At 61.9% G+C, this 26,510-nt stretch carries 27 protein-coding genes; 11 read left to right on the top strand and 16 right to left on the bottom strand.

What is annotated here, in order from left to right:
• Positions 1-6 precede the first annotated feature (6 nt).
• From flgK to M5B99_RS01275, 6 genes are read right to left on the bottom strand one after another with little or no spacing between them, the layout of a single operon-like run.
• The gene (gene flgK, locus M5B99_RS01300; RefSeq protein ID WP_248802269.1) at positions 7-2,058 is read right to left on the bottom strand and encodes a flagellar hook-associated protein FlgK; all 2,052 of its coding nucleotides are present in this window, start codon (positions 2,056-2,058) and stop codon (positions 7-9) included.
• A 10-nt stretch (positions 2,059-2,068) separates the two neighbouring features.
• Positions 2,069-3,364 carry a flagellar assembly peptidoglycan hydrolase FlgJ gene (gene flgJ, locus M5B99_RS01295; RefSeq protein ID WP_248802268.1) on the bottom strand — a complete coding sequence of 432 codons (1,296 nt, stop codon included), beginning with the start codon at positions 3,362-3,364 and terminating at the stop codon, positions 2,069-2,071.
• A 10-nt stretch (positions 3,365-3,374) separates the two neighbouring features.
• Positions 3,375-4,484 (bottom strand): flagellar basal body P-ring protein FlgI, encoded by a 1,110-nt coding sequence (locus tag M5B99_RS01290; protein WP_100938987.1) that lies wholly within the window; start codon positions 4,482-4,484, stop codon positions 3,375-3,377.
• Between the two features lie 11 nt (positions 4,485-4,495).
• Positions 4,496-5,173, bottom strand: coding sequence for a flagellar basal body L-ring protein FlgH (gene flgH, locus M5B99_RS01285; RefSeq protein ID WP_248802267.1), 678 nt, complete (start codon positions 5,171-5,173; stop codon positions 4,496-4,498).
• Between the two features lie 55 nt (positions 5,174-5,228).
• Positions 5,229-6,014 (bottom strand): flagellar basal-body rod protein FlgG, encoded by a 786-nt coding sequence (gene flgG / locus M5B99_RS01280; protein ID WP_248802266.1) that lies wholly within the window; start codon positions 6,012-6,014, stop codon positions 5,229-5,231.
• Between the two features lie 46 nt (positions 6,015-6,060).
• On the bottom strand, positions 6,061-6,801 hold the full coding sequence (locus tag M5B99_RS01275; RefSeq protein ID WP_248802265.1) for a flagellar basal body rod protein FlgF: 741 nt from the start codon (positions 6,799-6,801) through the stop codon (positions 6,061-6,063).
• A 335-nt stretch (positions 6,802-7,136) separates the two neighbouring features.
• Here M5B99_RS01275 and M5B99_RS01270 point away from each other — a divergent pair, with 335 nt between their 5' ends.
• Positions 7,137-8,003 (top strand): hypothetical protein, encoded by an 867-nt coding sequence (locus M5B99_RS01270; RefSeq protein WP_248802264.1) that lies wholly within the window; start codon positions 7,137-7,139, stop codon positions 8,001-8,003.
• The gene (locus M5B99_RS01265) at positions 8,000-8,722 is read left to right on the top strand and encodes a TylF/MycF/NovP-related O-methyltransferase (RefSeq protein ID WP_100938982.1); all 723 of its coding nucleotides are present in this window, start codon (positions 8,000-8,002) and stop codon (positions 8,720-8,722) included. The genes M5B99_RS01270 and M5B99_RS01265 overlap by 4 nt, the downstream gene beginning before the upstream one ends.
• A gap of 113 nt (positions 8,723-8,835) precedes the next feature.
• On the opposite strand, the gene M5B99_RS01260 is transcribed toward M5B99_RS01265, so the two are convergent.
• Positions 8,836-10,392 carry a sigma-54-dependent transcriptional regulator gene (locus tag M5B99_RS01260; protein ID WP_248802263.1) on the bottom strand — a complete coding sequence of 519 codons (1,557 nt, stop codon included), beginning with the start codon at positions 10,390-10,392 and terminating at the stop codon, positions 8,836-8,838.
• Positions 10,393-10,684: 292 nt separating this feature from the next.
• On the opposite strand from M5B99_RS01260, the gene phhA reads away from it, so the two are divergent.
• The 3 genes from phhA to M5B99_RS01245 all read left to right on the top strand — a co-directional run bounded on the left by phhA (position 10,685) and on the right by M5B99_RS01245 (position 13,124).
• Complete coding sequence (gene phhA, locus M5B99_RS01255) at positions 10,685-11,470, top strand: phenylalanine 4-monooxygenase (RefSeq protein WP_248802262.1); 786 nt, start codon at positions 10,685-10,687, stop codon at positions 11,468-11,470.
• 101 nt (positions 11,471-11,571) lie between these two features.
• Positions 11,572-11,928, top strand: coding sequence for a 4a-hydroxytetrahydrobiopterin dehydratase (locus M5B99_RS01250; RefSeq protein WP_248802261.1), 357 nt, complete (start codon positions 11,572-11,574; stop codon positions 11,926-11,928).
• Positions 11,928-13,124 carry an amino acid aminotransferase gene (locus tag M5B99_RS01245; protein WP_263860350.1) on the top strand — a complete coding sequence of 399 codons (1,197 nt, stop codon included), beginning with the start codon at positions 11,928-11,930 and terminating at the stop codon, positions 13,122-13,124. Before M5B99_RS01250 ends, M5B99_RS01245 begins: the two co-directional genes overlap by 1 nt.
• Positions 13,125-13,277: 153 nt before the next feature.
• Here M5B99_RS01245 and M5B99_RS01240 read toward each other — a convergent pair whose 3' ends face one another.
• Both M5B99_RS01240 and M5B99_RS01235 read right to left on the bottom strand, forming a co-directional pair.
• Positions 13,278-14,045 (bottom strand): anti-sigma factor family protein, encoded by a 768-nt coding sequence (locus tag M5B99_RS01240; protein WP_248802260.1) that lies wholly within the window; start codon positions 14,043-14,045, stop codon positions 13,278-13,280.
• Positions 14,038-14,550, bottom strand: coding sequence for a sigma-70 family RNA polymerase sigma factor (locus M5B99_RS01235; RefSeq protein WP_248802259.1), 513 nt, complete (start codon positions 14,548-14,550; stop codon positions 14,038-14,040). The genes M5B99_RS01240 and M5B99_RS01235 overlap by 8 nt, the downstream gene beginning before the upstream one ends.
• Before the next feature lie 148 nt (positions 14,551-14,698).
• Between M5B99_RS01235 and M5B99_RS01230 the strand changes: the two genes are divergently transcribed.
• The 4 genes from M5B99_RS01230 to M5B99_RS01220 all read left to right on the top strand — a co-directional run bounded on the left by M5B99_RS01230 (position 14,699) and on the right by M5B99_RS01220 (position 17,662).
• Positions 14,699-15,670 (top strand): metallophosphoesterase family protein, encoded by a 972-nt coding sequence (locus M5B99_RS01230; RefSeq protein WP_248802258.1) that lies wholly within the window; start codon positions 14,699-14,701, stop codon positions 15,668-15,670.
• Positions 15,671-15,683: 13 nt separating this feature from the next.
• A complete protein-coding gene (locus M5B99_RS01225; protein ID WP_248802257.1) occupies positions 15,684-15,998 on the top strand; it encodes a cupredoxin family copper-binding protein in 315 nt (104 codons plus the stop codon).
• 166 nt (positions 15,999-16,164) lie between these two features.
• Complete coding sequence (locus M5B99_RS29935; RefSeq protein WP_263860349.1) at positions 16,165-16,296, top strand: hypothetical protein; 132 nt, start codon at positions 16,165-16,167, stop codon at positions 16,294-16,296.
• Positions 16,297-16,462: 166 nt separating this feature from the next.
• On the top strand, positions 16,463-17,662 hold the full coding sequence (locus M5B99_RS01220; protein WP_248802256.1) for an MFS transporter: 1,200 nt from the start codon (positions 16,463-16,465) through the stop codon (positions 17,660-17,662).
• 4 nt (positions 17,663-17,666) lie between these two features.
• On the opposite strand, the gene arfB is transcribed toward M5B99_RS01220, so the two are convergent.
• Both arfB and M5B99_RS01210 read right to left on the bottom strand, forming a co-directional pair.
• Entirely contained in the window at positions 17,667-18,080 is a 414-nt protein-coding gene (arfB, locus tag M5B99_RS01215) for an alternative ribosome rescue aminoacyl-tRNA hydrolase ArfB (RefSeq protein WP_248802255.1), read from the bottom strand.
• Positions 18,081-18,215: 135 nt separating this feature from the next.
• Positions 18,216-19,628 (bottom strand): amino acid permease, encoded by a 1,413-nt coding sequence (locus tag M5B99_RS01210; RefSeq protein ID WP_248802254.1) that lies wholly within the window; start codon positions 19,626-19,628, stop codon positions 18,216-18,218.
• 669 nt (positions 19,629-20,297) lie between these two features.
• On the opposite strand from M5B99_RS01210, the gene M5B99_RS01205 reads away from it, so the two are divergent.
• Complete coding sequence (locus tag M5B99_RS01205; protein ID WP_177100072.1) at positions 20,298-20,435, top strand: hypothetical protein; 138 nt, start codon at positions 20,298-20,300, stop codon at positions 20,433-20,435.
• 59 nt (positions 20,436-20,494) lie between these two features.
• A complete protein-coding gene (locus M5B99_RS01200; protein WP_248802253.1) occupies positions 20,495-21,460 on the top strand; it encodes a leucyl aminopeptidase in 966 nt (321 codons plus the stop codon).
• 286 nt (positions 21,461-21,746) lie between these two features.
• Here M5B99_RS01200 and rluB read toward each other — a convergent pair whose 3' ends face one another.
• The 5 genes from rluB to M5B99_RS01175 all read right to left on the bottom strand — a co-directional run bounded on the left by rluB (position 21,747) and on the right by M5B99_RS01175 (position 26,459).
• Positions 21,747-22,952: a 23S rRNA pseudouridine(2605) synthase RluB gene (rluB, locus tag M5B99_RS01195; RefSeq protein WP_248802252.1), complete on the bottom strand. Its 1,206-nt coding sequence runs from the start codon at positions 22,950-22,952 to the stop codon at positions 21,747-21,749.
• 125 nt (positions 22,953-23,077) lie between these two features.
• Positions 23,078-24,121: an SMC-Scp complex subunit ScpB gene (gene scpB, locus M5B99_RS01190; protein ID WP_248802251.1), complete on the bottom strand. Its 1,044-nt coding sequence runs from the start codon at positions 24,119-24,121 to the stop codon at positions 23,078-23,080.
• Positions 24,122-24,133: 12 nt separating this feature from the next.
• A complete protein-coding gene (locus M5B99_RS01185; protein WP_248802346.1) occupies positions 24,134-24,832 on the bottom strand; it encodes a segregation and condensation protein A in 699 nt (232 codons plus the stop codon).
• A 120-nt stretch (positions 24,833-24,952) separates the two neighbouring features.
• Positions 24,953-25,582 (bottom strand): L-threonylcarbamoyladenylate synthase, encoded by a 630-nt coding sequence (locus M5B99_RS01180; protein WP_248802250.1) that lies wholly within the window; start codon positions 25,580-25,582, stop codon positions 24,953-24,955.
• Between the two features lie 13 nt (positions 25,583-25,595).
• Positions 25,596-26,459 carry a PHP domain-containing protein gene (locus M5B99_RS01175; protein ID WP_248802249.1) on the bottom strand — a complete coding sequence of 288 codons (864 nt, stop codon included), beginning with the start codon at positions 26,457-26,459 and terminating at the stop codon, positions 25,596-25,598.
• Positions 26,460-26,510 lie beyond the last annotated feature (51 nt).

The raw sequence follows: 26,510 nt of genomic DNA, 5'->3' as shown, positions 1-26,510 counted from the left end.
GACTCCTTAAAGGCTGCTGAGCAGCGTGCTGAAGATGGCCTGGGCGGCCTTGATAATCTGCGACGCGGCCGTGTAGTACTGCTGGTACTTGACCAGGTTGGCGGACTCTTCGTCCAGGTTGACGCCGGACAGCGAATCGCGGGCGCCCTTGGCAGTGGTCAGGATGGTCGTGGTCGCCGTATTGTCCGAGGTGGCCTGGGCCGCCTTGGTACCGACGGTGGAGACCAGCGTGCCATAGGCATCGGAGATACTGCTGCCCTTGCTCGTGGTATTGGTGCCCACGGTCTGCTTGGTTTGCAGGGCGATCATGGCGGCGCTGTTACGGTTGTCCGAAGAACCGGCGCCGGTCATGGACATGGTGAAGCTTTCACCGGTTTTCGGGTTGCCGCTGACCGTGGTCTGAACGGTGAAAGTCTTCTGCACGCCTGCGCCGTCCAACACTGGATTACCACTGGCGTCAACCATGTTCACTTTCAGGTTCAGGGTGTTGGCCTGCCCCGGCACGATGGTACCGGTGCCCATTACGTTGCCCTGCGCATCAGTCAGGGTGTAGCCCTGGGTCCCCGCGGTCGCACCAGTACCGGGCGCACCGAAGACGATCTTGGCCGGCGTGCCGTACTTGATTGCGTCCTGCAACTGCGCGTTGTTCGTCGCGTTGGACGTTCCCAACTGGTCGACCAGGGTCGGCTGGGTGTAGGTGCCGCCGTTGTTGGCACTGGTGACACCGGCCAGCGGCGCCGCCGCGGCAATGTTCTGCGCGTTGGTCATCACCGTCTGGATGTCACTGGCGCCGCTACGGGTCGGGGTCACCTTGAAGGTGTCGCCGGCACTCATCGCGCCGCCGCCATTGAGGCTCAAGGTGATCCCGTCGATCACCGGTGGTGGCGTGGTGGTGGTGCTGAAGGACCCCATCGCGGTGCCGTCCGAGCGCGTGACGCTGTAGTTGGTCGCGCTGCTGAAGGTGACCTGGTAATCGTTGGTGGTCAGCGCGCCGGTATCGGCGATGTTCACGTTCAGATTGCCGGAACCGGCGCTGTTGTTCGCATTGGCGATACTGCGCTGGTTGACCAGGGAGGGGCTGTTGATATCGTTGAAGATCGGCGAACCGAAGTTGCCGTTCTTGTCGATGCCCTGGGCCTGCTGCTTGTTCATCTGGTCGGCCGCGACCATGGCGATGCGCCCTAACGCGTTGATCGACGGCTCGAGCACATCGCTGCGATAGCGCAGCAGGCCACCGATCTCGCCACCGGTCACGGTGGCAGTGATGTCGACGGTACTGGTGCCGCGATCCAGTTGCAGGGCCGACTGGCTCGGATCGTCCTTGCTCGGCACCGCGGACAGGGAGTTGGTGCTGTTGCCCATCACCAGCGGTTGGCCACTGCCGATGTAGACGTCATAACTCGAACCGCGCTGGACCACCTGGGTCCCGACCAGCTCGGACAGCTGGCGCACGGCCTCGTTGCGCTGGTCCAGCAGGTCGTTCGGTGCACCGGCGGCGGTGCTGACCTTGGAAATCTGGTCGTTGTACTGGGCGATGGTGGTCGCCAGCTTGTTCACCTGGCCGGCCATATCCGACAGGTTGGTGTTGATCCCGGTGTTCTGGTCGCTCAACTGCTGGGAGAGGGAGTTGAGTTTGTTGCTCAACGCCTGGGCGCTGGTCAGCGTGGTCTGGCGCGAGGCATCGTCCGTCGGAGTGGTCGACACACTTTGCAGCGAAGTGAAGAACTTCTGCAACGAAGCAGTCATGCCGGTATTAGTATCCGACAGCATGGAGTCCGTCGGCGTGACCTGGGCCAGGTACGAGGACGAATCGCTGCTGAGCGAGGTCGCGGTCTGCAACTGCGCATCCAGGTAGGCGCTGTAGACTCGACGGACATCCGCCAGGGTCGTGCCGGTACCGATGAACACGTTGCCGTATTGCTGCGAGGCAGAGCTGGTCTGAACGGTTGACTGACGCGAATAGCCGGCCGTATCAACGTTGGAAATGTTGTTACCGGTGGTGTTCAACGCCGTCGAGGCCGCGTTCAACCCCGTCATGCCAATATTGAGCAAGCTCATGATTCAGACCTTATAAATTCGTGGAAGCGCCCGCCGCAGCGTAGTTCTGGTAGCTCTTCATCTGTTTTGCTATTTGCGAAATCTTGCTGGCGTAGTCCGGGTCGGTGGCATACCCGGCCTTTTGCAACTCGCGTACAAACTGTTCCGGTTTATCGGCCGACTTGAGCACATCTTGATAGCGATTATTGCTTTGCAGCATGGTCACCAGGTCGTGAAAGCTGTCCTGGTAGGAGGCATAGGAACGGAAGTCCGCCGTCTCCTTGACCATCTGGCCATTTTTGAACTCGCTGGTGATGGCGCGGGCCTGCGGCCCCTGCCAACTGCTGCCGGCCTTGATGCCGAACAGGTTGTGACTGCTGCTACCGTCCTGCTGGCGCATGACTGATTTGCCCCAGCCGGTTTCCAGGGCCGCCTGGGCCACCAGATAACGCGGGTCGACCCCGATGCGCCTGGCCGCCTGCTCCGCCATCGGCAGCATGGTGGCGACGAATTCATCCGGCGAACTGAAAGCCCGCTTGGCCGGCGCCAACGGCGGCTGGGCCACCGCGCGCCCGTAGATGCGCATGTTCGTGGTCGACACGCCGCTCAAGCTGCGAGCTGCCTGGCCCTGGAGCACGGAATCGCTGGCGGCGCTGTTGCGCGCCGGCACGGCCTGGGTATTGACCGTGGCCAGGCTGCCATCGGCCGACGGCACGAGCCCGGCGACCAGGCGGTCGGTCAGCTTGCTCGGCAAGGACAGGCGGCGCTCGTTGAGCTTGGCCATGTCGTTGCGCAGGCTGCCGTCGCTGTTGTGGATCGGACTGGCAACCCGCGAGGCCCATAGCGGCCGCTGGCCATTGGAGCGCGCGAACGGTGAAGCCGCGGTCGCCGCCGTGGTGGTGCCGGCACCGATCGGTGTCTGCACTGGCGTTTCGGTCGCCAGCGTACCGGCCGGCGGCCCGACCTTGAGCCCGCCGTCGGCGGGCCGCGTCGGTTTGTTCTTGGTCATCTGGCGCACCAGCACATCGGCCAGGCCGATACCGCCACCCTGGCGCGACATGGTCACGGCCAACTGATGGTCGTACATTTCCTGGTACTGCTTGGTCGCCGGGGTATTGAGCGGATTGTCCTGAGCCATTACATCAGTGGCCGCGCGCGCGGACTTGAGCATTTCGCCAACGAACAGCGACTCGAACTCCTGCGCCACCTTGCGAATGTTGCCGGCGCTGTCGCGATTACCGACCTTCAGGCTGTTCAGTCGGTTCAGGTCACTGTAGGCACCGGAGTCGCTGGTGCCTGTCAATCCGCTCTTGCGCATGTCCACCATATCGACGGCCTCAAATCACGATCAGGTCGGCTTGCAAGGCGCCGGCCTGTTTCAAGGCTTCGAGGATCGCCATCAAGTCGCCTGGCGCCGCACCCACCTGGTTCACCGCACGGACGATCTCGTCCAGGGTGGTCCCCGGGCCGAACTTGAACATCGGCTTGGCTTCCTGCTGGGCGTTGACCCGCGAACGCGGTACCACTGCCGTGGTGCCATTGGACAGCGGCCCCGGCTGGCTGACGATCGGGTCTTCGGTAATGGTCACGGTCAGGCTGCCGTGGGTCACCGCGGCCGGCGACACCTTGACGTTCTGACCGATCACGATAGTGCCGGTGCGCGAGTTGATGATGACTTTCGCCACGGCCTGGCCCGGGTCAACCTCGAGGTTTTCCAACATCGACAGGTAGTCGACCCGCTGGCTCGGATCCAGCGGCGCGGTGACGCGGATCGAACCGCCGTCGATGGCCTGGGCCACGCCCGGGCCGAGCAGGTCATTGACCTTGTCGACCACCCGCTTGGCCGTGGTGAAGTCGGAACGATTGAGGTTCAGGGTCAGGCTGTTGCCCTGGTTGAAGCCACTCGGTACCGCGCGCTCCACCGAAGCCCCGCCAGGAATACGGCCGGCCGACGGAACGTTGACGGTGATCTTCGAACCATCCGCGCCCGAAGCATCAAAACCGCCCACCACCAGGTTGCCCTGGGCAATGGCGTAGACGTTACCGTCGATACCCTTGAGCGGCGTCATCAACAGGGTGCCGCCGCGCAGGCTCTTGGCGTTACCGATGGACGAGACGGTGATATCCACCACCTGCCCCGGCTTGGCGAACGCCGGCAGATCGGCACTGATCGACACCGCCGCGACGTTCTTCAACTGCACGGTGCCAGCGTTGGCCGGCACCTTGATGCCAAACTGCGAGAGCATGTTGTTGAAGGTCTGCAGGGTGAATGGTGTCTGCGTGGTCTGGTCACCCGAACCGTTGAGACCGACCACCAGGCCATAACCAATCAGCTGGTTGGAACGCACACCGGAAATACTGGCGATGTCCTTCAACCGCTCGGCCTGGGCACCGAGAGCGGTGGACATCAGCAGCACAGCCGCCATCAGATGCTTGAGATTGAACATGGTCGTAGCACCTAGAAAGGCCAGAGCGGGCTGAGGAAGAAGCGGTCGAGCCAACCCGGCTGGCTCGTATCGGCAAAAGCGCCGGTACCCGAGTAGGTGATGCGCGCATCGGCCACGCGAGTGGACGGAACGGTGTTGTCGGTGGCGATATCGTCCGCCCGGATCAGCCCGGCGATACGCACCAACTCATTGCCGGTGTTGAGGGTCAACCACTTCTCACCGCGCACAGCGATAATGCCATTGGGCAACACGTCGGCCACGGTCACCGTGATCGAACCGGTCAGGCTGTTGCTCTGCGCGGCCTTGGAGGTGCCATCGGTGGTCTTGGTACCGCCATAACCGATACCCAGGTTTACATTGCCGCTGGTCACCGGCGAGCCGAAGAGGGAGGTCAGGCCAAAGTTGTTGGCATCTTTCTTCGACAGGTCGGAGTTGGCATTCTTGCTCGCCTGAGTGGCTTCATTAAGGGTAATGGTGACAATGTCACCGACCCGAAACGCCTTGCGGTCGCCATACAAGTTCTGCTCGAAACCGGCCTGATAGATCGAACCGTTGTTCGCCGCGGCGGGCAATGGGGTGCGCGGCAACACCGGGGCGTAATACGGGTCATTGGGCTTGGGCGGCGGGCTCATACAGCCGGCCAACAGCGCCATCGCGCTCAATGCGAGCATGGAAAACAACCGATTCATGACCCTATTACCTCACGGTGTTGCAGGCGCACTTCAGGCCGCCTCATAGACTTGATTACAGGTTCTGTGCGACGTACTGGAGCATCTGGTCGGCGGTGGAAATCACCTTGGAGTTCATCTCGTAGGCACGCTGAGTGGTGATCATGTTGACCATTTCTTCCACGGTGCTGACGTTGGAGGTTTCCAGAGTGCTCTGCTCGGTGGTACCGAAACCGTTGAGACCCGGGGTGCCGACTTGCGGCGCGCCACTGGCAGCGGTTTCCAGGAACAGGTTGCCGCCCTTGGCCTGCAGGCCGGCCGGGTTGATGAAGTCGGCGGTCTGGATATTGCCGATCACTTGCGAAGCCGGGTTGCCGGCGACGGTGATCGAGACCGTGCCATCCTGGCCGACGGTGAAGGTCTGGGCGTTGTTCGGGATGATGATCGCCGGCTGCAGGGTGAAACCACTGGCGGTGACGATCTGCCCGGTGTTGCTCAGGTGGAAGGTACCGTCACGGGTGTAGGCCGTGGTGCCGTCCGGTTGCAGGATCTGGAAGAAACCGCGACCGTTGACGGCCATGTCCAGCGGCTGGTCGGTGGTTTGCAGGCTACCGGCGGTGAAGTTCTTCTGGGTGCCGACGATCCGCACACCGGTACCCAGTTGCAGACCCGACGGCAGTTCGCTGTCCTGGGTCGACTCGGCACCCGGCTGGCGCTTGATCTGATACAGCAGGTCCTGGAACTCGGCGCGATCACGCTTGAAGCCGGTGGTCGAGACGTTGGCCAGGTTGTTGGAAATAGTCGTCAGGTTGGTGTCTTGTGCCGCCAAACCTGTTTTTGCAACCCATAGAGCCGGAAGCATTCTGTTCTCCTTCGCGCGCCTGTTTTACGGCGCTACGTTCTGGTGATTAGCTGTTCTGCAAGACCCGAGCCATAGCCGTGTCATCTTCTTTGGCGGTGTTCATCATCTTGATGTGCAATTCGAACTGCTTGGACAGGGCCAGCACCGAGGTCATTTCCTCGACGGCATTGACGTTGCTGCCGACCAGGAAGCCCGAGACCACCCTGACGCTGGCGTCGACCGGCGCTGCCTTGCCGTCCTTGGTATGCACCACGGCATCCGGCCCCTTGACCATGTTCTTGAGATCCGGGTTGACCAGCTTGATGCGATCGACTTCCGCCACCACCCGCGGCCCTTCACCCATGGCACGGATACTGATGGTGCCGTCCTCGCCCACTTCGATCTTCGACTCGGGCGGCACGGCAATCGGCCCGCCGTTGCCCATGACCGGCATACCGTTGCCGGCACGCAGCACTCCGAGGGCGTCAATATTCATGCTTGCGGTGCGCACATAACCTTCGCCGCCGTCGGGCGTCTGCACGGCAACCCAGCCGTCACCGGCCACCGCCACGTCGAGATCGCGACCGGTCTCGACCATCGGTCCCGAGGCGAAATCCGTGCCCGGGCGCTCGGACATGGCGTAAGCACGCGACGGAAAGCTGTCACCGAACACCGGCATCGAACGGGCCTGTTCCAGGTCGCGCTGAAAACCGTTGGTCGAGAGGTTCGCCAGATTGTTGGCATGGGCCTTTTGCGCCAGGGCATTCTGGGCCGCACCGGTCATTGCCACGTAAAGGTACTTGTCCACAGTCTTTCCTCTTCCTGACGGACGTTTGCCGCCACCGCTGTTCTGTCGAGAGGCGCAAGCAATTTCCGAACCAACTTGTTTTTTGACGCAGGACAAGCCGCCGGGCCGGGGTTTGAGTACCTTTGCCAAGCTTTCAAGGTCTTGAGGGCAGACGAAAAAACGGCGCGCTTATGCCGCTGGCGGCAAGTATCGGTCACTCCCCCCCGGTGCTGCGGGCGCCAGAAAACCACCCTGGAATAGACCTTGCAAGCCAACCCGGCATACGGCAACCGACGTCAAGTTTGCCCAGTGACTGCCGACACTCAGAATTAGCCACAGTATTCAGGAGGGCTGACGTGAACCTGTACATCAACCAGCTACAGAAAAAAGCCGATTTCAAGGAAGAGATCTATTCCGGCGCCATCTTCCTGGACACCCAGTTGGCGACCGCCAAGGAGCTCTGCGGCTTTGCCAAGGAAAGCATCAGCCTGGCCTTCGACGGCGAGACCGATCACCAGTCCCTGCACAAGATGATGCCGGTCGAAGAATTCGTCAGCCGGGTGACCCGCCTCAAGGGCCAGTTCACCAACAGCCAGCGCGTCAAGGATCTGATCCTGGGGTTTATCCATGAAGTCGGCATCGACCCGCGCGAGTACATCTTCGATGTGCCGCGCCTGCGCGTCGTGCCCAACTACAACTACCTGCACGCTGGCGTCAGCTATGCCTACAAGCCGCATCGCGACACTTGGTATGGCAGCGTCGACTGCCAGATCAACACCTGGATGCCGGTCTACACCATCGCCCCGAACCAGACCATGATGATCAACGCCGGCTACTTCGAAAAACCGGTGCTCAACACCTCGAAGGACTGGAGCCTGAACGACTGGATCAACAACCAGCGGCACAAGGCCAAGGACAACCTGACCGAGGAAGTGCGCGTGCACCCGGTGCCCCTGGCCGATATCGACACTTCGTCGGAAGTTCGCATCGCTGGCAACACCGGCGAGATGCTGATCTTCTCCGGTTCACATTTGCATGGCACCGTCCCCAACTACACCGAACAGACCCGCTTCAGCGTGGACTTCCGCCTGATGCACCTGGACGACCTGCAACACAAGCGCGGCGCCCCCAACGTCGACAGTGCCTGCCCGGATGTCGGGGCCGGCTTCAAAGACTACTTCCACGCCCACGACTTCTCGAATTTCCAAGGAATCTATCAATGACCAAGCGCCGCATTACGCCTGCCGAGGCTCAATACAACGAAACCCGTGCCGGCGTGCTCAAGCGGGTCGATGCCGAATACGTGGCCGACGCGCCGTTCGTGTTCGCCAACCGCATCAATGTGACCGCCGCCCTGTCGCGCATGGAGCTGTTCAAGAAGGTCATGGATGTGCCGGGCGCGATCATCGAATGCGGCGTGTACAAGGGCAACTCGCTGATGCTCTACATGCACCTGTCGATGATCCTCGAGCCGTACGCGATCAACCGTTCGATCGTCGGCTTCGACACCTTCGAAGGTTTCACCAGCATCAACAAGGATGAAGACCCGGCCGATATCAACGAGAACATGTTCTCCGACACCGACCAGTCGCTGATCCAGGACATGATCGATGCCAACGACCTGCTGCGTCCGGTCAACCGTATCCCGCGCTGCGAGCTGGTCAAAGGCGATATCTGCAAGACCGTGCCGGAATTCGTCAAGTCCCGTCCGGACCTGGTGGTGGCCATGCTGATCCTCGACACCGACCTCTACGAGCCGACCAAGGTCGCCCTGGAGACTTTCCTGCCGTACATGCCCAAAGGCGCCATCGTGGTGCTCGACGAGGTTGCCTATCGCAACTTCCCGGGTGAAACCAAGGCCTTGCGCGAAGTGTTCGACATGAACAAGATCGAACTCAAGCGCCTGCCGTTCGACTCGTGCGTGGGTTACTTCCACATCTGATGATCTTGAAGCCGTGACTATGTGGGAGCGGTGCTTGCCCGCGAAGCTTTTAGCGGCCTCACTGGCCTCTTCGAGGCGGTGCGGCGTCCCGACAAGCTCCGCTCCCACAAGACCTACACCCCCTTGACGACGTCATACTCCTTCAGCTTGTTGGCAATGGTGGTATGGGAAACCCCCAGCCGCTTGCCCAGCAGGCGACTGCTCGGATGCTCCGAGTACAGGCGCTCCAGCACCGCCCGCTCGAATCGCCCGACAATCTCGTCCAACCCGCCTTCCAGGGAAAAATCCCCCAGGGGCTGGCGCACGCCATAGTCCGGCAACCGGATATGCTCGGCCTTGACCACCCCGCCCTCACAGAGGGATACCGCCTGGAACAGCACGTTCTCCAACTGCCGGACATTGCCCGGCCAGTGATAGTGCGCGAGACGATCCATCGCCGCCGGCGCCAGCTTCGGCAACGGACAGCCGATCTGCCGGCTGGCCTGGTCGAGAAAATGCTCCACCAACGGGGTCAGCCCGTCCAGGCACTCGCGCAGGGGCGGAATATGCAGGGACAACACGTTGAGACGGTGATAGAGGTCCTGGCGAAACTCGCCCCGCGAACACAGCTCCGAGAGGTCGACCTGGGTCGCGCAGATCACTCGCACATCCAGGTACACCTCCTCATCGCTGCCGACCCGACGGAAGCCGCCGTCCTGGAGAAAACGCAACAACTTGACCTGCAAGCGCGGGCTCATCTCCCCCACCCCATCGAGGAACAAGGTGCCGCCGGCGGTCAGTTCCAGCAACCCGAGCTTGCCCTCGGCACGCGCGCCCTCGAACGCGCCGGGACCGTAGCCGAACAGCTCGGTTTCGGCCATGGACTCCGGCAGCCCGGCGCAGTTAAGTGCCATCAACGGCGCCTGTCCACGCGGGCTGGCCAGGTGACAGGCCCGCGCCAGCAACTCCTTGCCGGTCCCGGTCTCGCCCTCGATCAACAACGGCGCGTCCAGTGGTGCCATGCGCCGGGCCTCGCGGACCACCGCGGCCATGACTTTCGAACTCTGGAAGATACTGTCGAAGCCACGTAGTTCCTGCTTGCGCACGTTGTAGATGCGCTCGCCGACCTGGTCGGCGCGGTGCAGGGTCAGCACCGCGCCGGCCATCGCCTCGCTGTCATCGTGCTCCGACTGCAACGGCGCGATATCCGCCAGGAAAACGTCACCCTTGATCTTGACCCGCAGGCCATTGATCCGCGATTGATTGGCGCGCACCAACTCGGGCAGGTCGAAATCCGGCGCATAACGCGCCAGCGGGATGCCCGGTACCTCATCGACCCGGACCCCGAGCAACTGTGCCGCCGCCCGGTTGGCGGCGACAATCGAGCCGCCCATGTCGATGGACAGCACCGGAAATTCCAGGGCCCCGAGCAAGGCGTTGAGTTCCATATGCCGACGCTCGCTGGGCATCAGGCCGACGCGCTTGACGCCAAACACCCCGGCAATGGTTTCGAACTTCGGCCGCAAGGCCTGGAATTGCAGGTTGATCAGATTCGGGCAGTGCAGGTAGATGGCATTGCCCTGATCACCGCCGACCTCGCCGCGGGCCACGTTGATGCCGTAGTCCACCAGCAGGTTGAGAATGTCGCGAAGAATGCCGATGCGGTTCTGGCAATGCACTTTGATACGCATGGAAAGGCTCGAAAAATGGCGATGGCCGGACCCGTCGGCCCCTGCGGAGCGGGCACTTTTTCCAGTGCGCCGCAGTTAGTCGTAAAGATTATGTGACAAAAACCCACTTTATCGCCACGTCAAAACACCTTGTACATCAGCAAAGCGCCATTTCGTAACGTTTTCTTTACGAAAATAGGCTGTTCACCCAGGCCTGCGCCGCTTTACCCCCGATGCGCACGGCCCCGCAACGGGTTAACACTAAGCCCATCGCTGCACATAACAAGAACGAATCCCCCAGCAGGAGAGCTGTATGAAGCAGACGCACTACGTGGCCCGCGAGCCCGATGCGCAAGGTTTTATCGACTACCCGGCCGCCGAGCATGCCGTGTGGAACACCCTGATCACTCGTCAACTGAAAGTGATCGAAGGCCGCGCGTGCCAGGAATACCTGGACGGCATCGAAAAACTGGCCCTGCCCCATGACCGGATTCCGCAGCTCAGCGAAATCAACCAGGTCCTCGGCGCCACCACGGGTTGGCAAGTCGCCCGGGTGCCGGCGCTGATTCCGTTCCAGACTTTTTTCGAGCTGCTCGCCAACAAGCAGTTTCCGGTGGCCACCTTCATCCGCACCGAAGAAGAACTCGACTACCTGCAAGAGCCGGATATTTTCCACGAGATCTTTGGCCACTGCCCGCTGTTGACCAACCCCTGGTTCGCCGAATTCACCCACACCTATGGCAAGCTCGGCCTGCAAGCCAGCAAGGAGCAACGGGTGTACCTGGCGCGCCTGTACTGGATGACCATCGAATTCGGCCTGGTGGACACCCCACAAGGTCGCCGGATCTATGGCGGCGGCATTCTCTCCTCGCCGAAGGAAACCGTGTACAGCCTGTCCAACCAGCCCGAGCACCAACTGTTCGATCCGCTGGAGGCGATGCGCACGCCGTATCGTATCGACATCCTGCAACCGCTGTACTTCGTCCTGCCAAACCTCAAGCGCTTGTTCGACCTGGCCCACGAAGACATCATGGGCATGGTCGAGCGCGGTATGCAGCTGGGTCTGCACGCCCCGAAATTCCCGCCCAAGGCCGCCTGATCCGCGACTTCGGGCGGCACGTGCATCTTTCTCGAACCGACGTTTTCGAATAGCGTATTCGAACGGCGTCCTTGAATAAAAAACGATTTCAGGAATCCACCATGAACACCTTGAACCAAGCCCACTGCGAAGCCTGCCGCGCCGATGCCCCCCAGGTCAGCGACGAAGAACTGCCGCTGCTGATCAAACAGATTCCGGACTGGAACATCGAAGTGCGGGACGGCATCATGCAACTGGAGAAGGTCTTCCTGTTCAAGAACTTCAAGTTCGCCCTGGCCTTCACCAATGCCGTCGGCGAGATTTCCGAAGCCGAAGGCCATCACCCGGGCCTGCTGACCGAATGGGGCAAAGTCACCGTGACCTGGTGGAGCCATTCGATCAAGGGCCTGCACCGTAACGATTTCATCATGGCGGCACGTACCGACGAGGTCAGCCAAGCCGCCGAGGGCCGTAAATAATGCATTTCGACGCCATCGCGCGTGTACCCGGCGACCCGATTCTCGGGTTGCTGGAGGCTTATGCCCAGGACCCCAACCCGCGCAAGTTCGACCTGGGCGTCGGCGTCTACAAGGATGCCCAGGGCCTGACCCCGATCCTGCACTCGGTCAAGCTGGCCGAACAGCGGCTGGTGGACGAGCAACGGACCAAGTCCTACATTGGTGGCCACGGCGACCTGCGCTTCGGCAGCCTGCTCAACGAGCTGGTGATGGGTGCCGATTCGCCGCTGATCGCCGCCCAGCGCGTCGGTGCGACCCAGACCCCGGGCGGCACCGGCGCCTTGCGCCTGAGCGCCGACTTTATCGCCCACTGCCTGCCGGGCCGCGGCATCTGGCTCAGCGATCCGACCTGGCCGATCCACGAGACCATCTTCGCCGCCGCCGGCTTGAAGATCGGTCACTACCCTTACGTCGACAGCGACAACCGCCTGAATGTCGAGGGCATGCTCGCCGCTCTGGAACTGGTACCGCAGGGTGACGTGGTGCTGCTGCACGCCTGCTGTCACAACCCGACCGGTTTCGACCTGTCCCACGATGACTGGTACAAGGTGCTGGAGATTGTCCGTCGCCGTGAACTGCTGCCGCTGATCGACTTCGCCTACCAGGGCTTTGGCGATGGCGTGGAGCAGGATGCCTGGACCGTGCGATTGTTCGCCCGGGAACTGCCGGAAGTGTTGATCACCAGCTCCTGCTCGAAGAATTTCGGCCTGTACCGCGAACGCACCGGCGCGCTGATCGTCTGCACCGGCGATGCTGAAAAGCTGCTGGACGTGCGCAGCCAACTGGCGGCGGTAGCCCGCAACCTGTGGTCGAACCCACCGGATCACGGCGCGGCGGTGGTCACCACCATTCTCGGCGACCCCGAGTTGAAGAGCCTGTGGGCCGATGAGGTCGAAGCCATGCGTTTGCGTATTGCGCAACTGCGCAGCGGCCTGGTGGAAGCCCTGCAGCCCCACGGCCTGGCCGAGCGCTTCGCCCATATTGGCGTGCAGCGCGGCATGTTCTCCTACACCGGCCTCTCGCCGGCCCAGGTCAAACGACTGCGCGATGAGCACAGTGTGTATATGGTCAGCTCCGGCCGGGCCAACGTGGCCGGTATCGACGCGACGCGCCTGGATGCGCTGGCACAGGCGATTGCCTCGGTCTGCAAGACCTGACACAACGACAGGTGCTGGCTGGACACGGTCCCGCAGGAGCCGGCTTGCTGGCGATGAACGATAACGCGGTCTGTCTGAGACACCGCGGCGTCTGCATCGCCAGCAAGCCGGCTCCTACGGGTTTTGCTGTGTGCTCACGATCAGATCAAACACTTACCCCCCCTTCTCGATCAACTGCCCGAACGCCTCGAGCTCGCCCTTCTCCAGATCCGAAACCAGGATGAAGCGCAGATGATCGTGCCGCCACGCCACCACGTTGTAGCCGCGCAACGACAGGCTCTCCCGCGCGCGATCAGCCTCGGCCGTCGGCAGGATAAACAGGTTGATGGTGTGCCTGGCATGCCGGTACGCCAGCGCCGCGGCGGTCTGGTGTTGCAGATAATCCAATCGCCCGCCCAGCAGTGGATAGCCCTGCGCCGCATAGTCGAAGACCGGCGGCGCGAAATCGAGCTTGCCGGTAAACCAGGGTTTCACCGTATGCCGATCGGATGACACCACATCGTTCAGATGCTCGGCCATCAGCGAACGCACATGGCTGGACACCGCCTCATCCAGCCAGGGTTGTTCGGCGGATGGCGTTACCACGTAGAGCATGAGCGCCAGGCTCAGGGCCAGGGCTGAAAACGCCGGGGCCCACCAGCGTGCCGATGCCGCTCGCACGCCCTGAATGAAACCGGCGCCCACCGAGGGACGTGTCGACGCACCACTCAACAGGCTTCGGCTCAGGGCCTCGGGCGCCCGATAATACGGCGCTCGGATCTTGACATCATCGATCAACTGACGGGTCTGTTCATGCAGGTAAGCGCACTCGACACAGCCCGCCAGGTGCCCAGCTACCTGCGCCGCCGTCGCCGCGTCCAGTTCATGGTCGAGATAACCATGGATCAATTCATGACAGGTCTTGCAGTCGAGTTCATTCATAAGGGTGCAACTTCAGCAGTTCGCGCTTGAGCATGCCGCGCGCCCGGGCCAGCCGTGACATGACGGTGCCCAAGGGGATATTGACGATTTTCGCTATGTCCTTGTAGGGCATGTCTTCCAACTCCTTCAGGACGACCACTTCACGAAACACCGGCGCCAATGCCAGCAGCGCCCGTCGCACCTGCTCGGCTTCCTGGGCCCGGATGATCTGTGACTCGGGTGTGCGGACATCAGCCAACGCCAGGTCATCTTCCAGCCACTCCTCGTCGATGGCCACCCAGCGCGCCCCCATCGAGGCCTTGAGCCAGTTGTAGCTTTCATTGCGGACAATGGTCAGGAACCAGGCCTTGGCATTGCCGTCGACGAAACGGTGCTGGAACTTGAAGGCCCTGAAGGCACTTTCCTGGACCACATCCTGCGCGGCGCTCTCACTGTCGGTGAGCCAGCGCGCGAGGTTATAGGCCGCATCCAGATGCGGCGCAAACAGCGCCTCGAATCGCTTCATAATGGCTCCGATACCTTTGTTCCTATAACGGTGAAAGCCGCCACTTTATTCCCGAAATAATTTTTTTATTTTCGGGAATAAAGCCCTGCGCCGCCCGGTTTTACAGATGTGAGCTCAATCACTGTAGACCGCCAGCGAGGGCGTTCCCATGGACCTGCACCCAACACCCCACGACAAACGTACCGACGGCCCGCTCGACCCCGACCGCCGGACCCTGCTCAAATGCTCGGCCTGGGCCGGCGCCGGGGTCCTCTGGGCCCTGAGCGGCGGTATTCCGCGGGCCTTTGCCCTGGACCAGAATGGCCAGCCCACGGACCCGGCCGCGCTGGCGGCGAACTTTCACTTCGTGCAAATCAGCGATTCGCATATCGGCTTCAACAAGGAAGCCAACCCCGAACCGGTAAAGACCCTGCAAGTGGCCATCGACAAGGTCATCGCGTTGCCCAAACGGCCGGCACTGATCCTCCACACCGGCGATATCACCCACCTCAGCAGGCCACAGGAGTTCGACACCGCCGCGCAACTGCTCAAGGCCCTGCCCGCCACCGTGCACTACGTGCCGGGCGAGCACGACACCCTCGACGAGGGCGGCGGCCAGCTCTACCTGCAGCGGTACGGCAAAGGCACCAAGGGCAACGGCTGGTACAGTTTCGATGACCACGGCGTGCACTTCATCGCCTTGGTCAACGTCTTCAACTTCCAGGCCGGCCATGAAGCCAACCTCGGCGCCGACCAGATCGCCTGGCTGGCCGATGATCTGCGGGCGGTGGCAAGCAGCACGCCGATCGTGGTGTTCACCCATATTCCGCTGTGGACCATTTACCAGCCCTGGGGCTGGGGCACCGAGGACGGTGACCAGGCCATTGCCCTGCTGCGCAAGTACGGTTCGGTGACCGTGCTCAACGGGCATATCCATCAGGTGATCCAGAAGGTCGAAGGCAATATCACCTTTCACACCGCGCGCGGTACGGCCTATCCGCAACCTGCGCCCGGGGCGGCAGCGTCACCGGGACCGATGACAGTGGCCGCCGATCAGTTGCGCAATTACCTGGGGATCACCGATGTCCGCGCCACACAGGGTGATCACCCATTGGCATTGATTGACTCGACATTGATTTGAGGAGGGCAGACGAATGAAAAAACTTTTGCAGGGACTGCTGCTGGCTTGCCTGGCGGTCTCGATCCCGGCATGGGCACAGGAAGTGAAAGTCGATATCAAGGAATTCATGTTCGGGCCCAAGGACCTGACTGTCGCGCTCGGTACCAAGGTGACCTGGGTCAACGACGACCAGATACCCCATACGGTGGCCGAAACCCACAAGCTGTTCCGCTCCGGCGCACTGGACACCAACGACAGTTTTTCCTATGAGTTCAGGACTGCGGGCACCTACGAGTATTTCTGTGCCCTGCATCCGCAGATGATCGGGAAAATCATTGTCACCCCTTGAACTGAGAGAGCCGGCTTGCCGGCTCCCGCAGAACTGACGAATGGCCGTCGAAGCCGGGGCGAAAAAATCTTTCTGTCATTTCCCCTGCTGTATCCTGCCCAGGCTTTTTTAAAAGCGCGGATCTACCCAGCGATTTAAAAAACAGACCTTGCGAGGAGCGACGACGATGCATGAGATACCCAACTTCCCCTTCCCAAGCCTGCACGAGACTGAGCAGAAAAACCCGCCACAAACCGCTGCCCAGCAGCCGGTAAACAACGAGGCCGCAGACAGCCTCAAGGCCGACAGCAAAGACTGAACGCTTGCTCGACCGGTCGCGTGAAAAGCCCGTTCCCTGGTGTTTTTCACGCAACCGGATACAGGCCCCCGCCCAGCTTTTTTCGATTTAACTCCCCTGCAATCCGCCTCGCGCCGTTATCATAAGCCTCCTATCTTTTTCTCCGCGGCAACGGTGGTTCTTGTTCATGTCTGATACCCAGCGCCCCCTGGCGGTCACGCTGCAAGTCGTTTCCATAGTCCTGTTTACCTTTATCGGTTACCTGAACATCGGCATTCCCCTGGCGGTGCTGCCCGGCTATGTCCACACTGACCTGGGCTTCGGCACCGTGATCGCCGGGCTGGTGATCAGCGTCCAGTATCTGGCGACCCTGTTGAGTCGTCCCTACGCCAGCCGGGTCATCGATAACCAGGGCAGCAAGCGTGCGGTGATGATCGGCCTGGCCGGCTGCGGGCTGAGCGGCGTATTCATGCTGCTGTCGAGCTTTCTCCAGGCAATGCCGCTGCTGAGCCTGATCAGCCTGTTTATCGGCCGCCTGGTCCTGGGCAGCGCGGAAAGCCTGGTGGGCTCCGGGTCCATCGGCTGGGGCATCGGCCGGGTCGGTGCGGCGAACACCGCCAAGGTGATTTCCTGGAACGGCATCGCCAGCTATGGCGCGCTGGCCATCGGCGCGCCGCTGGGGGTATGGCTGGTCGGTCAGTTGGGCCTCTGGAGCATGGGCGTGAGCATCCTGCTGCTGGCCGCGCTGGGGCTGTTGCTGGCCTGGCCGAAACAGGCGGCGCCGATTGTCGCCGGCGAGCGCCTGCCCTTCCTCCATGTGCTCGGCCGCGTGCTGCCCCATGGCACCGGCCTGGCCCTGGGCTCCATCGGTTTCGGCACCATCGCGACCTTTATCACCCTGTATTACGCCACCCGGCACTGGGCCGACGCGGTGCTCTGCCTGAGCCTGTTCGGCGCCAGTTTTATCGGTGCGCGGCTGCTGTTCGGCAACCTGATCAATCGGCTTGGGGGCTTTCGCGTGGCGATCGCCTGCCTGTCGGTGGAAACCCTCGGCCTGCTGCTGTTGTGGCTGGCGCCGGATGCCCACTGGGCACTGGCGGGGGCGGCGTTGAGCGGCTTCGGTTTCTCGCTGGTGTTCCCGGCGCTGGGGGTGGAGGCGGTAAACCTGGTGCCGGCGTCCAGTCGTGGCGCGGCGGTGGGCGCCTACTCGTTGTTCATCGACCTGTCACTGGGCATCACCGGGCCCCTGGCCGGGGCCATCGCGGCGGGCCTGGGCTTTGCCTCGATCTTCCTGTTCGCCGCCCTGGCGTCGCTGTCCGGGTTGCTGCTGAGCCTGTATCTCTACCGGCAGGCACCGAAACAACGAGCCATGCGGGAAAAAGCCTGAAGACCTAGAAATCGATCTTGCCTCGCCCGGCCTTGATCGCACCGCGCTGGGACTTGCCTTCCAGGCGACGCTTCTTCGAACCGAGGGTCGGCTTGGTCGGCCGGCGTTTCTTCTCCACCTTGGTCGCACTGAGGATCAGCTCGACCAGGCGCTCCAGGGCATCGTTGCGGTTCTGCTCCTGGGTCCGGTATTGCTGGGCCTTGATCACGACCACCCCTTCGCCGGTGATGCGACTGTCGCGCAGGGCCAGCAGGCGCTCCTTGTAGAACGGCGGCAGCGACGAGGCCGGAATATCGAAACGCAGGTGCACCGCGCTGGAGACCTTGTTGACGTTCTGCCCACCCGCGCCCTGGGCACGAATAGCCGTCCACTCGATCTCGGCATCCGGCAGATGCACATTGTTGGAAATCACCAGCATTTGAAAAGCGTCCGACAGCAGGGTGTTCAGGATACCCGATCTGCGCCACGGCGAGCCGGTTCGCCCGCGCCCCCGGCCGTGCAGAAACAACAAACCCGGCAGCCGCCGGGTTTGTTCTAGCAACGGATCTGCCGCCTACTTCACCGCCAGCAATGCCTGCTGGGCACTGCGCCGATTCTTGATGCCGTAGCAGACCCACATGAACGCCACCCACACCGGAATCGCGTACACCGAGACCTGGATGCCCGGAATCATCAGCATAACGCCGAGGATAAACACCACGAACGCCAGGCACACATAGTTGCCATAGGGATACCACAGGGCCTTGAACAGCGGACTCTGCTTCGTGCGATCCATGTGCTGGCGGAACTTGAAGTGCGAGTAGCTGATCATCGCCCAGTTGATCACCAGGGTTGCCACCACCAGGGACATCAGCAATTCCAGGGCCTGTTGCGGCATCAGGTAGTTCATCACCACCGCGATGAAGGTCACCAGTGCCGAGGCCAGGATCGAGCGCACCGGCACGCCGCGCTTGTCGATCTTGGCCAGCGCCTTCGGCGCATCACCCTGCTCGGCCATGCCCAGCAGCATGCGGCTGTTGCAGTAGGTGCCGCTGTTGTACACCGACAGCGCCGCCGTCAGTACCACGAAGTTGAGGACATGCGCCGCGGTGTTGCTACCGAGCATCGAGAACACCTGGACGAACGGGCTACCGCTGTAGGAGTCCCCTGAGGCGTTCAGCGTGGTCAGCAGGCTATCCCAGGGGGTCAGCGACAGCAGGATCACCAGGGCGCCGATGTAGAAAATCAGGATCCGGTAGATCACCTGGTTGATGGCCTTGGGAATCACGGTTTTCGGCTTGTCGGCTTCAGCAGCGGTAAAACCGAGCATTTCCAGGCCACCGAAGGAAAACATGATGATCGCCATGGCCATCACCAGGCCGCTGACCCCATTGGGGAAGAACCCACCGTGATCCCACAGATTGCTGACCGAGGCTTGGGGACCGCCGTGGCCGCTGACCAGCAGGTAGCTGCCCAGGGCGATCATACCGACGATCGCCACCACCTTGATAATCGCGAACCAGAATTCCGCTTCGCCGAAAACCTTGACGTTGGCCAGGTTGATCGCATTGATCAGTACGAAGAAAGCTGCGGCCGAGACCCAGGTCGGGACATCGGGCCACCAGTAGTGAATGTACTTGCCGACCGCGGTCAGCTCCGACATGCCCACCAGGATATACAGGATCCAGCAGTTCCAGCCCGACAGAAAACCGGCGAAACCGCCCCAGTACTTGTGGGCAAAGTGGCTGAATGAACCGGCAACCGGCTCCTCGACGATCATCTCACCCAACTGGCGCATGATCATGAAGGCGATAAAACCGCAGATGGCGTAGCCGAGGATCATCGACGGACCGGCGGATTTGAGTACCCCGGCCGAACCCAGGAACAGGCCGGTACCGATGGCGCCACCGAGGGCGATCAATTGAATATGACGATTTTTCAGGCCGCGTTTAAGCTCGCCCGAAGCAAGGGGTGTATCAGGGGTCATGCGTCACCTGTTTGTTTTTATCTGTGACGAAATCGAACCCATCGCGCTTATGACGCGATGGAGTGAACAAGGCGGGTAGCCTCGAGTGCACGGGCTTTCGGGGCATCGCAAGGCCACCGTCGAAAGCCACAAAAATGCGCGGGTACGCAGTTGAGTCACAGGTAAAACGCCGCGCATTGTACACCGCCAGACCGCCACTGGCAGGCATCCGCGCATCTGACCGCCCCCAGCACGGGAGGACAAGGGGCGTTTTCGCGACAAGGAAAAATCCTGTAGAACACCTCGGCAACTATTCCTTACACCAATCCTGACCACGGGTTTTCAGGCGCTTTTACTGTCCAGATCGTCAGGTTTTCCTTACAAAGTGTCACGTTTTCTTGCCAATAAAGCCGTACATAGCCCCTGTTCGAAAATTGACAGACAGACTGTTCAGCCTCGAGCCTTAGCGGGTGAATCGCTGTTTTCCCTGGAGAAGTTTTTTGCTCCACAGTCCTGCAAAAAAAAATTTGAAAATAATTTTTTGCGCCTATCGAGATACTGCACTAGGTTTTCAGCCACTTGCCGAAGCCTACAGTCGGCAAGTCGGAGAAATGGATTTCATACCTAGGAATTTTCCTAATTGAAGGCCTTTTCGACCGTCCAGCAATAACCTTCCCAAGGAGATTCACCATGCAAGTCTCGGATCAGGACGTGAGCACTGAACTGCAACTGGACGATTGGTTCGAAGCCCCGACCCACGACGCGGCCGTGGAAATGATGCAAGCCGATGCTGTCGTGCCCTTTGGCACCGCGATGTGGCCTTTCTAAGGTCTTCTGGTGGGTGCGGTTTGCCGCATCCACCCTCTTGCAAGACCAGGAACGACGTCATGGACCAGACCCGCGCCCTCGAACACTTTCTCTACTACCTCGCCTGGCATCCAGCCCTGGAAGGGCTCAACCAGCCTAAAATCTTGCTGGGCCATACACCGGAGTACAGCGAGATCGCTTCGGCCATCATCGAACAGGACGCCCGGCACCAGCAGTTCGACTTCCACGCCCGGCGCCTGGACCTGGAACCCGCCCAGAGCCTGATCGAAGCCATCAGCGACAGCGACCTGTATATCTTTTTCTACGATTCCTCGATGCTCTCCCCGCCTCGCCCGCAGGGCCCTGAATTCCTCCATGCCTTGCACGGGGTCATGGCCGAGCAATGGCGAAAATCGCTGCTGTTCAAGGATTACGGCGACCATTTCTACGACACCTTCAGCGTCAGCCCGCAGCGCATTGCCGACCTCAACGACAGCCTGATCCGCCGCATGTCCCAGGCCACCACCCTGAGCTTCAAGGATCGCCACGGCTCGCATCTGCAAGCGCCGCTGAGCAGCATCCGCAAGTGGACCAATATCAATGGCGTGGGCAACCACGACCTGGCCCCCGGCGAAATCGCCACCCACAGCGACGCTATCAACGGTTGCGTGAAGTTTGTCGGGACCTTTCTCGGCACCATTCCCTTTGCCCGCAAGTACGGGGTGCTCGAGTCGCCGCTGGAGTTGTGGATCGAGGATTCGACCATCAGCCGCATTGCCACCGAAGTGCCAGGACTGGAGGCGGATTTCAACAAGTACCTGAATGCCAATCCATCCAACCGTCGGGTCGAGGAACTGGGGATCGGGACCAATGAGGGGGTGAAGACTCTGTATGCGCGCAACTCGGGCTTCGAGGAGCGCCATTGCGGCCTGCACCTGGGGCTGGGCGGCGGTGCCAAGGGCAGCCATCACCTGGACCTGATCTTTGCCAGCGGCGTGCTGGCACTGGATGACAAGCCGGTGTTTGACGGGCAGTTTGCGTTTTGAGGTGACTGGCACGCCCTAAGGTTTGCTCCGTCAAACCTTGAGGACATAGCAGAACTTGAAGCAGGGTTTGCTCTTGTGGCGAGCGGGCTTGCCCGCGCTCGGCTCGCCACTTAACCTGTGGGAGCGGAGCGTGTCGGATCGCCGCACCGCCGCGAAGCTTCTAGCGGCCCCAAGGGCCTCTTCGCGAGCAAGCCCTGCTCCCACAGGGACCGTGTTCGGCCTTGACTGAACGGCATCAGGGCAAGCCCGCTCGCCACAAAGTTCTGCCCGACTTCAAACCAGCTTATTACTCAGGCTTGCGCCGCCCGAACCCCGGACGCTGGCCGGAACCGGCGGGGGCGCCACGACGCTTGCCCGACGGCGCGTCCTTGTCCAGTACCAGGCTTGGGCGCTTGGACTTGGGTGCCGGCTTGGCCGGCCGCTTGCTGTCCGTCGGACGATCCGCCACGGGCGTACCACGGGTCGACTCACCACGACCGACCGCCGGACGCGGGGCACGCGGAGCGCGCTCGCCGTCCTGACGCGGTGCCGGCTTGCGGGCCGGACGCTCGCCTTCGATCCGCGGCTCGCGCTCACTGCGCTCGGCAGGTGCGCCAGCAGCCGGACGCAGGGTCCGCACACGTTCGCCCTTGCCCACCGGACGCGAGGACTTGCGCTGCATACGCTCCAGCTTGTCCTTGCTCTTGGCATTGAGCTGCGGCATGGCTACCGGCGTCAAGCCGACCTCGGCACTGAGGACATCCACCTCGTACTGGGTCATTTCACGCCAGCGGCCCATCGGCAGGTCGGAATTGAGGAACACCGGACCGAAGCGCACGCGCTTCAGACGGCTGACCACCAAGCCCTGGGATTCCCACAGACGACGTACTTCGCGGTTCCGACCTTCCATCACCACGCAATGGTACCAGTGGTTGAAACCCTCGCCACCAGGTGCTTCCTGGATATCGGTGAACTTCGCCGGGCCGTCTTCGAGCATCACACCGGCCTTGAGCCGGGCAATCATCTCTTCGTCCACCTCGCCACGGACGCGGACCGCGTACTCGCGGTCCATTTCGTAGGACGGGTGCATCAGGCGGTTGGCCAGCTCACCGTCGGTGGTGAACATCAGCAGACCGGTGGTGTTGATGTCCAGGCGACCGATATTGATCCAGCGGCCTTCTTTCGGACGCGGCAGTTTGTCGAACACGGTCGGACGGCCTTCCGGGTCGTCACGGGTGCAGATTTCGCCGTCGGGTTTGTTGTACATGATCACGCGGCGAACCGATTCGGACGCCTCTTCGCGCTTGATCACCTTGCCATCGATGGTGATCGCGTCATGCATGTCGACACGCTGGCCGAGGGTGGCGTCTTTGCCATTCACCTTGATCCGACCTTTGCTGATCCAGCCCTCCACGTCACGGCGCGAGCCGACGCCGATACGGGCGAGGACCTTCTGCAGTTTTTCGCCTGCCGGGCCGATTTCCTGGTCGTCTTTCTGGTTGATATCACTCATCTGGGCACCTCCCGGTGTGTCGATTCAGGCCTTGGCCTGAAGAAATTGAATCTGTTGCCTGGGCGAAGGGATCGCCGCGGGGGCGCGAATCATACGCTGATGTTGACCATTATGCACCCACCGGATCAATCCTCGAGCAGGCGGCGTTCCTGTTCGATCGCCTCGGCCAGGGCCAGCGCTTCGGCTTCTTCATCCGTCAGTTGCGGCCGACCAGCGGCCTTGTCCAGGGCCGCGACCGCCGCGAGCAACTGTTCCCGGGCCTGCTGGGCGCCGACGAGATCCGGCTCCGATGCTGCCGGCGCTTGGGGCTCCTCGACTATTTCCGGCTCTTCTTCCAGCGCTTCGTCGACCTCTAGCACCTCAAGCTCCGCAGCGTGCACGTCAGGCTCGACCTCTTCCAGCCCAGGCTCCTGAGGCGGCAACTCGCCTGCTATTGACCCGTCACCGTCACGCAGCAGGTCATCAAAGTCCGTCTTGATCCCCTCCTCCATGGAGTCCAGCTCCAGCAACAGGGTATGGAAACTGGTTTCCTCCTTCGGCGCCTCGGCTCCCTCCGGATCGATACTGGCATCGGCCAGGGCCTGCAGGCTGGCGGGCACCGGGGCGTCCTCGACATCGAGCATCGGTTCGGGCTCCAGCTCCCGCAGCTCGGCCAGGGGCGGGAGGTCATCGAGATTCTTCAGGTTGAAGTGATCGAGAAACGCCTTGGTGGTGGCGAACATCGCCGGTTTACCCGGCACCTCGCGGTAACCGACGACCCGAATCCACTCGCGTTCCAGCAAGGTCTTGACGATCTGGCTGTTGACCGCCACGCCGCGCACATCCTCGATCTCACCGCGGGTGATCGGCTGACGATAGGCGATCAGCGCCAGGGTCTCGAGCATCGCCCGGGAATAACGCTGCGGACGTTCTTCCCAGAGCCGTCCGACCCAGGGCGCGAATTTTTCGCGCACCTGCAGGCGATAGCCGGAGGCCACCTCCCGCAGCTCGAACGCCCGCCCTTCGCAGGATTTGGCGAGGATCGTCAGGGCTTTCTTGAAGACCGGCGGCTCCGGCCGCTCCCCCTCCTCGAACAGCTCGAACAACCGTTCCAGGGATTGCGGCTTTCCCGAGGCCAACAGAAAGGCTTCAAGCAGTGGGGCCAGCTCGCGGGGTTCACTCAGGTTCATGGATTGTGCTCGTTATTCAGCGCGCGCCCGCACATGGATCGCCGTAAAGGGTTCATTCTGCACCAGTTCGACCAGGGATTCCTTGACCAGCTCGAGAATCGCCATAAAGGTCACCACCACCCCCAGGCGCCCTTCCTCGGCGGTAAACAACTCGACAAAGGGCACGAAGCCGCCACCCTTGAGGCGCTCCAGCACATCGCTCATGCGCTCGCGGGTCGACAGTTGCTCACGGCTGACCTGATGGCTTTCGAACAGGTCGCCGCGACGCAGGACCTCGGCCATGGACATCAACACCTCTTCCAGGCTCACTTCCGGCAACAGCTTGCGCGCCCGGGCCTCGGGGGCATCGAGCTTGGGCACCAGCACATCGCGACCGACCCGGGGCAAGGTGTCGAGGCCCTCGGCGGCGCTTTTGAAGCGCTCGTACTCCTGCAGGCGGCGGATCAGTTCGGCCCTTGGATCATCCTCTTCCTCCTCGACTTCGGCCGAACGCGGCAACAGCATCCGCGACTTGATCTCGGCCAGCATGGCCGCCATCACCAGGTACTCGGCGGCCAGCTCCAGGCGCACCGACTTCATCAGCTCGACATACCCCATGTACTGGCGGGTGATTTCCGCCACCGGAATGTCGAGGATATCGATGTTCTGCTTGCGGATCAGGTAGAGCAGCAGGTCCAGCGGGCCTTCGAAGGCTTCGAGGAAGACTTCCAGAGCGTCCGGCGGGATATACAGGTCCAGCGGCATCTCGGTGACCGCCCGGCCATAGACCAGGGCGAACGGCAGCTCCTGCTGGGCATCGGCCTGGCTGTCGACGGTTTCCACGGCGGACATTCAGGCCTCGACCATGAACGGCGCAGGATCGCCGCAGCCCACCCGGACCACTTCCGGTTCGCCGTCCGCCAGGTTGATCACCGTCGATGCCTTGATCCCGCCAAAGCCGCCGTCGATCACCAGATCGACCTGATGCTCGAGCAACTGGCGGATCTCGTAGGGATCGCTCATCGGATCGGTCTCGCCCGGCATGATCAGACTGACGCTCATCAGCGGCTCGCCCAGCTCTTCGAGCAGCGCCAGGGCAATCGGATGGCTGGGGATGCGCAGGCCGATGGTGCGTTTCTTCGGATGCAGCAACAACCGCGGAACTTCCCGGGTGGCATTCAGGATAAAGGTGTAGGGCCCCGGCGTATGTGCCTTGAGCAGACGAAACAGGCCGGTATCGACCTTGGCGAACAGCCCCAGCTGCGAGAGATCGCTGCAGATCAACGCGAAGTTGTGCTTTTCGTCGAGTTGCCGCAAACGGCGCACCCGCTCGACCGCCGTCTTGTCGCCGATCCGGCAACCGATGGCATAGGACGAATCGGTGGGATAGATCACCACCCCACCCTTGCGAATGATTTCCACCGCCTGTTTGATCAGGCGCGCCTGCGGGTTTTCCGGATGAATCTGGAAAAATTGACTCACATTTTCTACCTGTTCAGACGACGGCAGTAGGTTGCTCATGTTTGAAGCGACACCAGAGTGGTGGCAGATCTTCAGGGACCGGGCGGTATTCACCGATCTCGGACCAGCCTCCGGGACCATGGAAATCACTGCCGGCACTGACCAGCAGCCCAAACTCACGGGCAAGGATCGCCAGACTGCCTACCTGCTCGGCGGGTTGATGCCCATTGACCACTTCGATTGCGTGGCCACCTGCTTGAATATAGTCCCCAATCAGCTTGCGACGCTTGCTGCGGGTGAAATCGTAATGCCAGGGATGCGCCAGGCTGACCCAGGCGCCGGATTCGCGCAAGGTCGCGACGGTGTCTTCCAGGGTCGGCCAGTGCAGCTTGACGTCCCCCAGCTTGCCCGCGCCGAGCCACTTGCGAAAGGCCTCGGCGCGATCCTTGACGAAACCGCCGCGCACCAGGAAATCGGCGAAATGCGGACGCGCCGGAGCATTGCCGCTATCGCCCAGCTCCTGCTGGATCGCCCGAGCGCCTTCCAGGGCACCGGGCATGCCCTTGAGCGCCAGCTTGCGGCTGATTTCCTCGGAGCGCAGCCAGCGCCCCTCGTGCAAGCGGGCGATGGCCTCGACCAGCGCCGGTGCGTTGACGTCGAAACCATAGCCCAGCACATGGATGGTCGCGCCGCCCCAGGTGCAGGACAACTCGACGCCGTTGACCAACCGCATCCCCAGCGCATCCGCCGCCGTACGGGCTTCGGCGAGGCCTTCGAGGGTGTCGTGATCGGTCAGGGCCAGGACCCGCACGCCTCTCTCGTGCGCACGGGCAACCAGGACCGCGGGCGCGAGGGCGCCGTCGGAGGCCGTGCTATGGCAGTGCAGATCGATTTCCACGGGAATTGAATAACCTCTAGGCGGCGCTTTCGCTGGCAATGATGTTTGTTA

The organism is Pseudomonas sp. MWU13-2100, assembly GCF_023242365.1.
Lineage (GTDB): Bacteria > Pseudomonadota > Gammaproteobacteria > Pseudomonadales > Pseudomonadaceae > Aquipseudomonas.
Note: the sequence above shows the minus strand (reverse complement) of the source record. Positions and strands in the feature narration are given on the sequence as shown.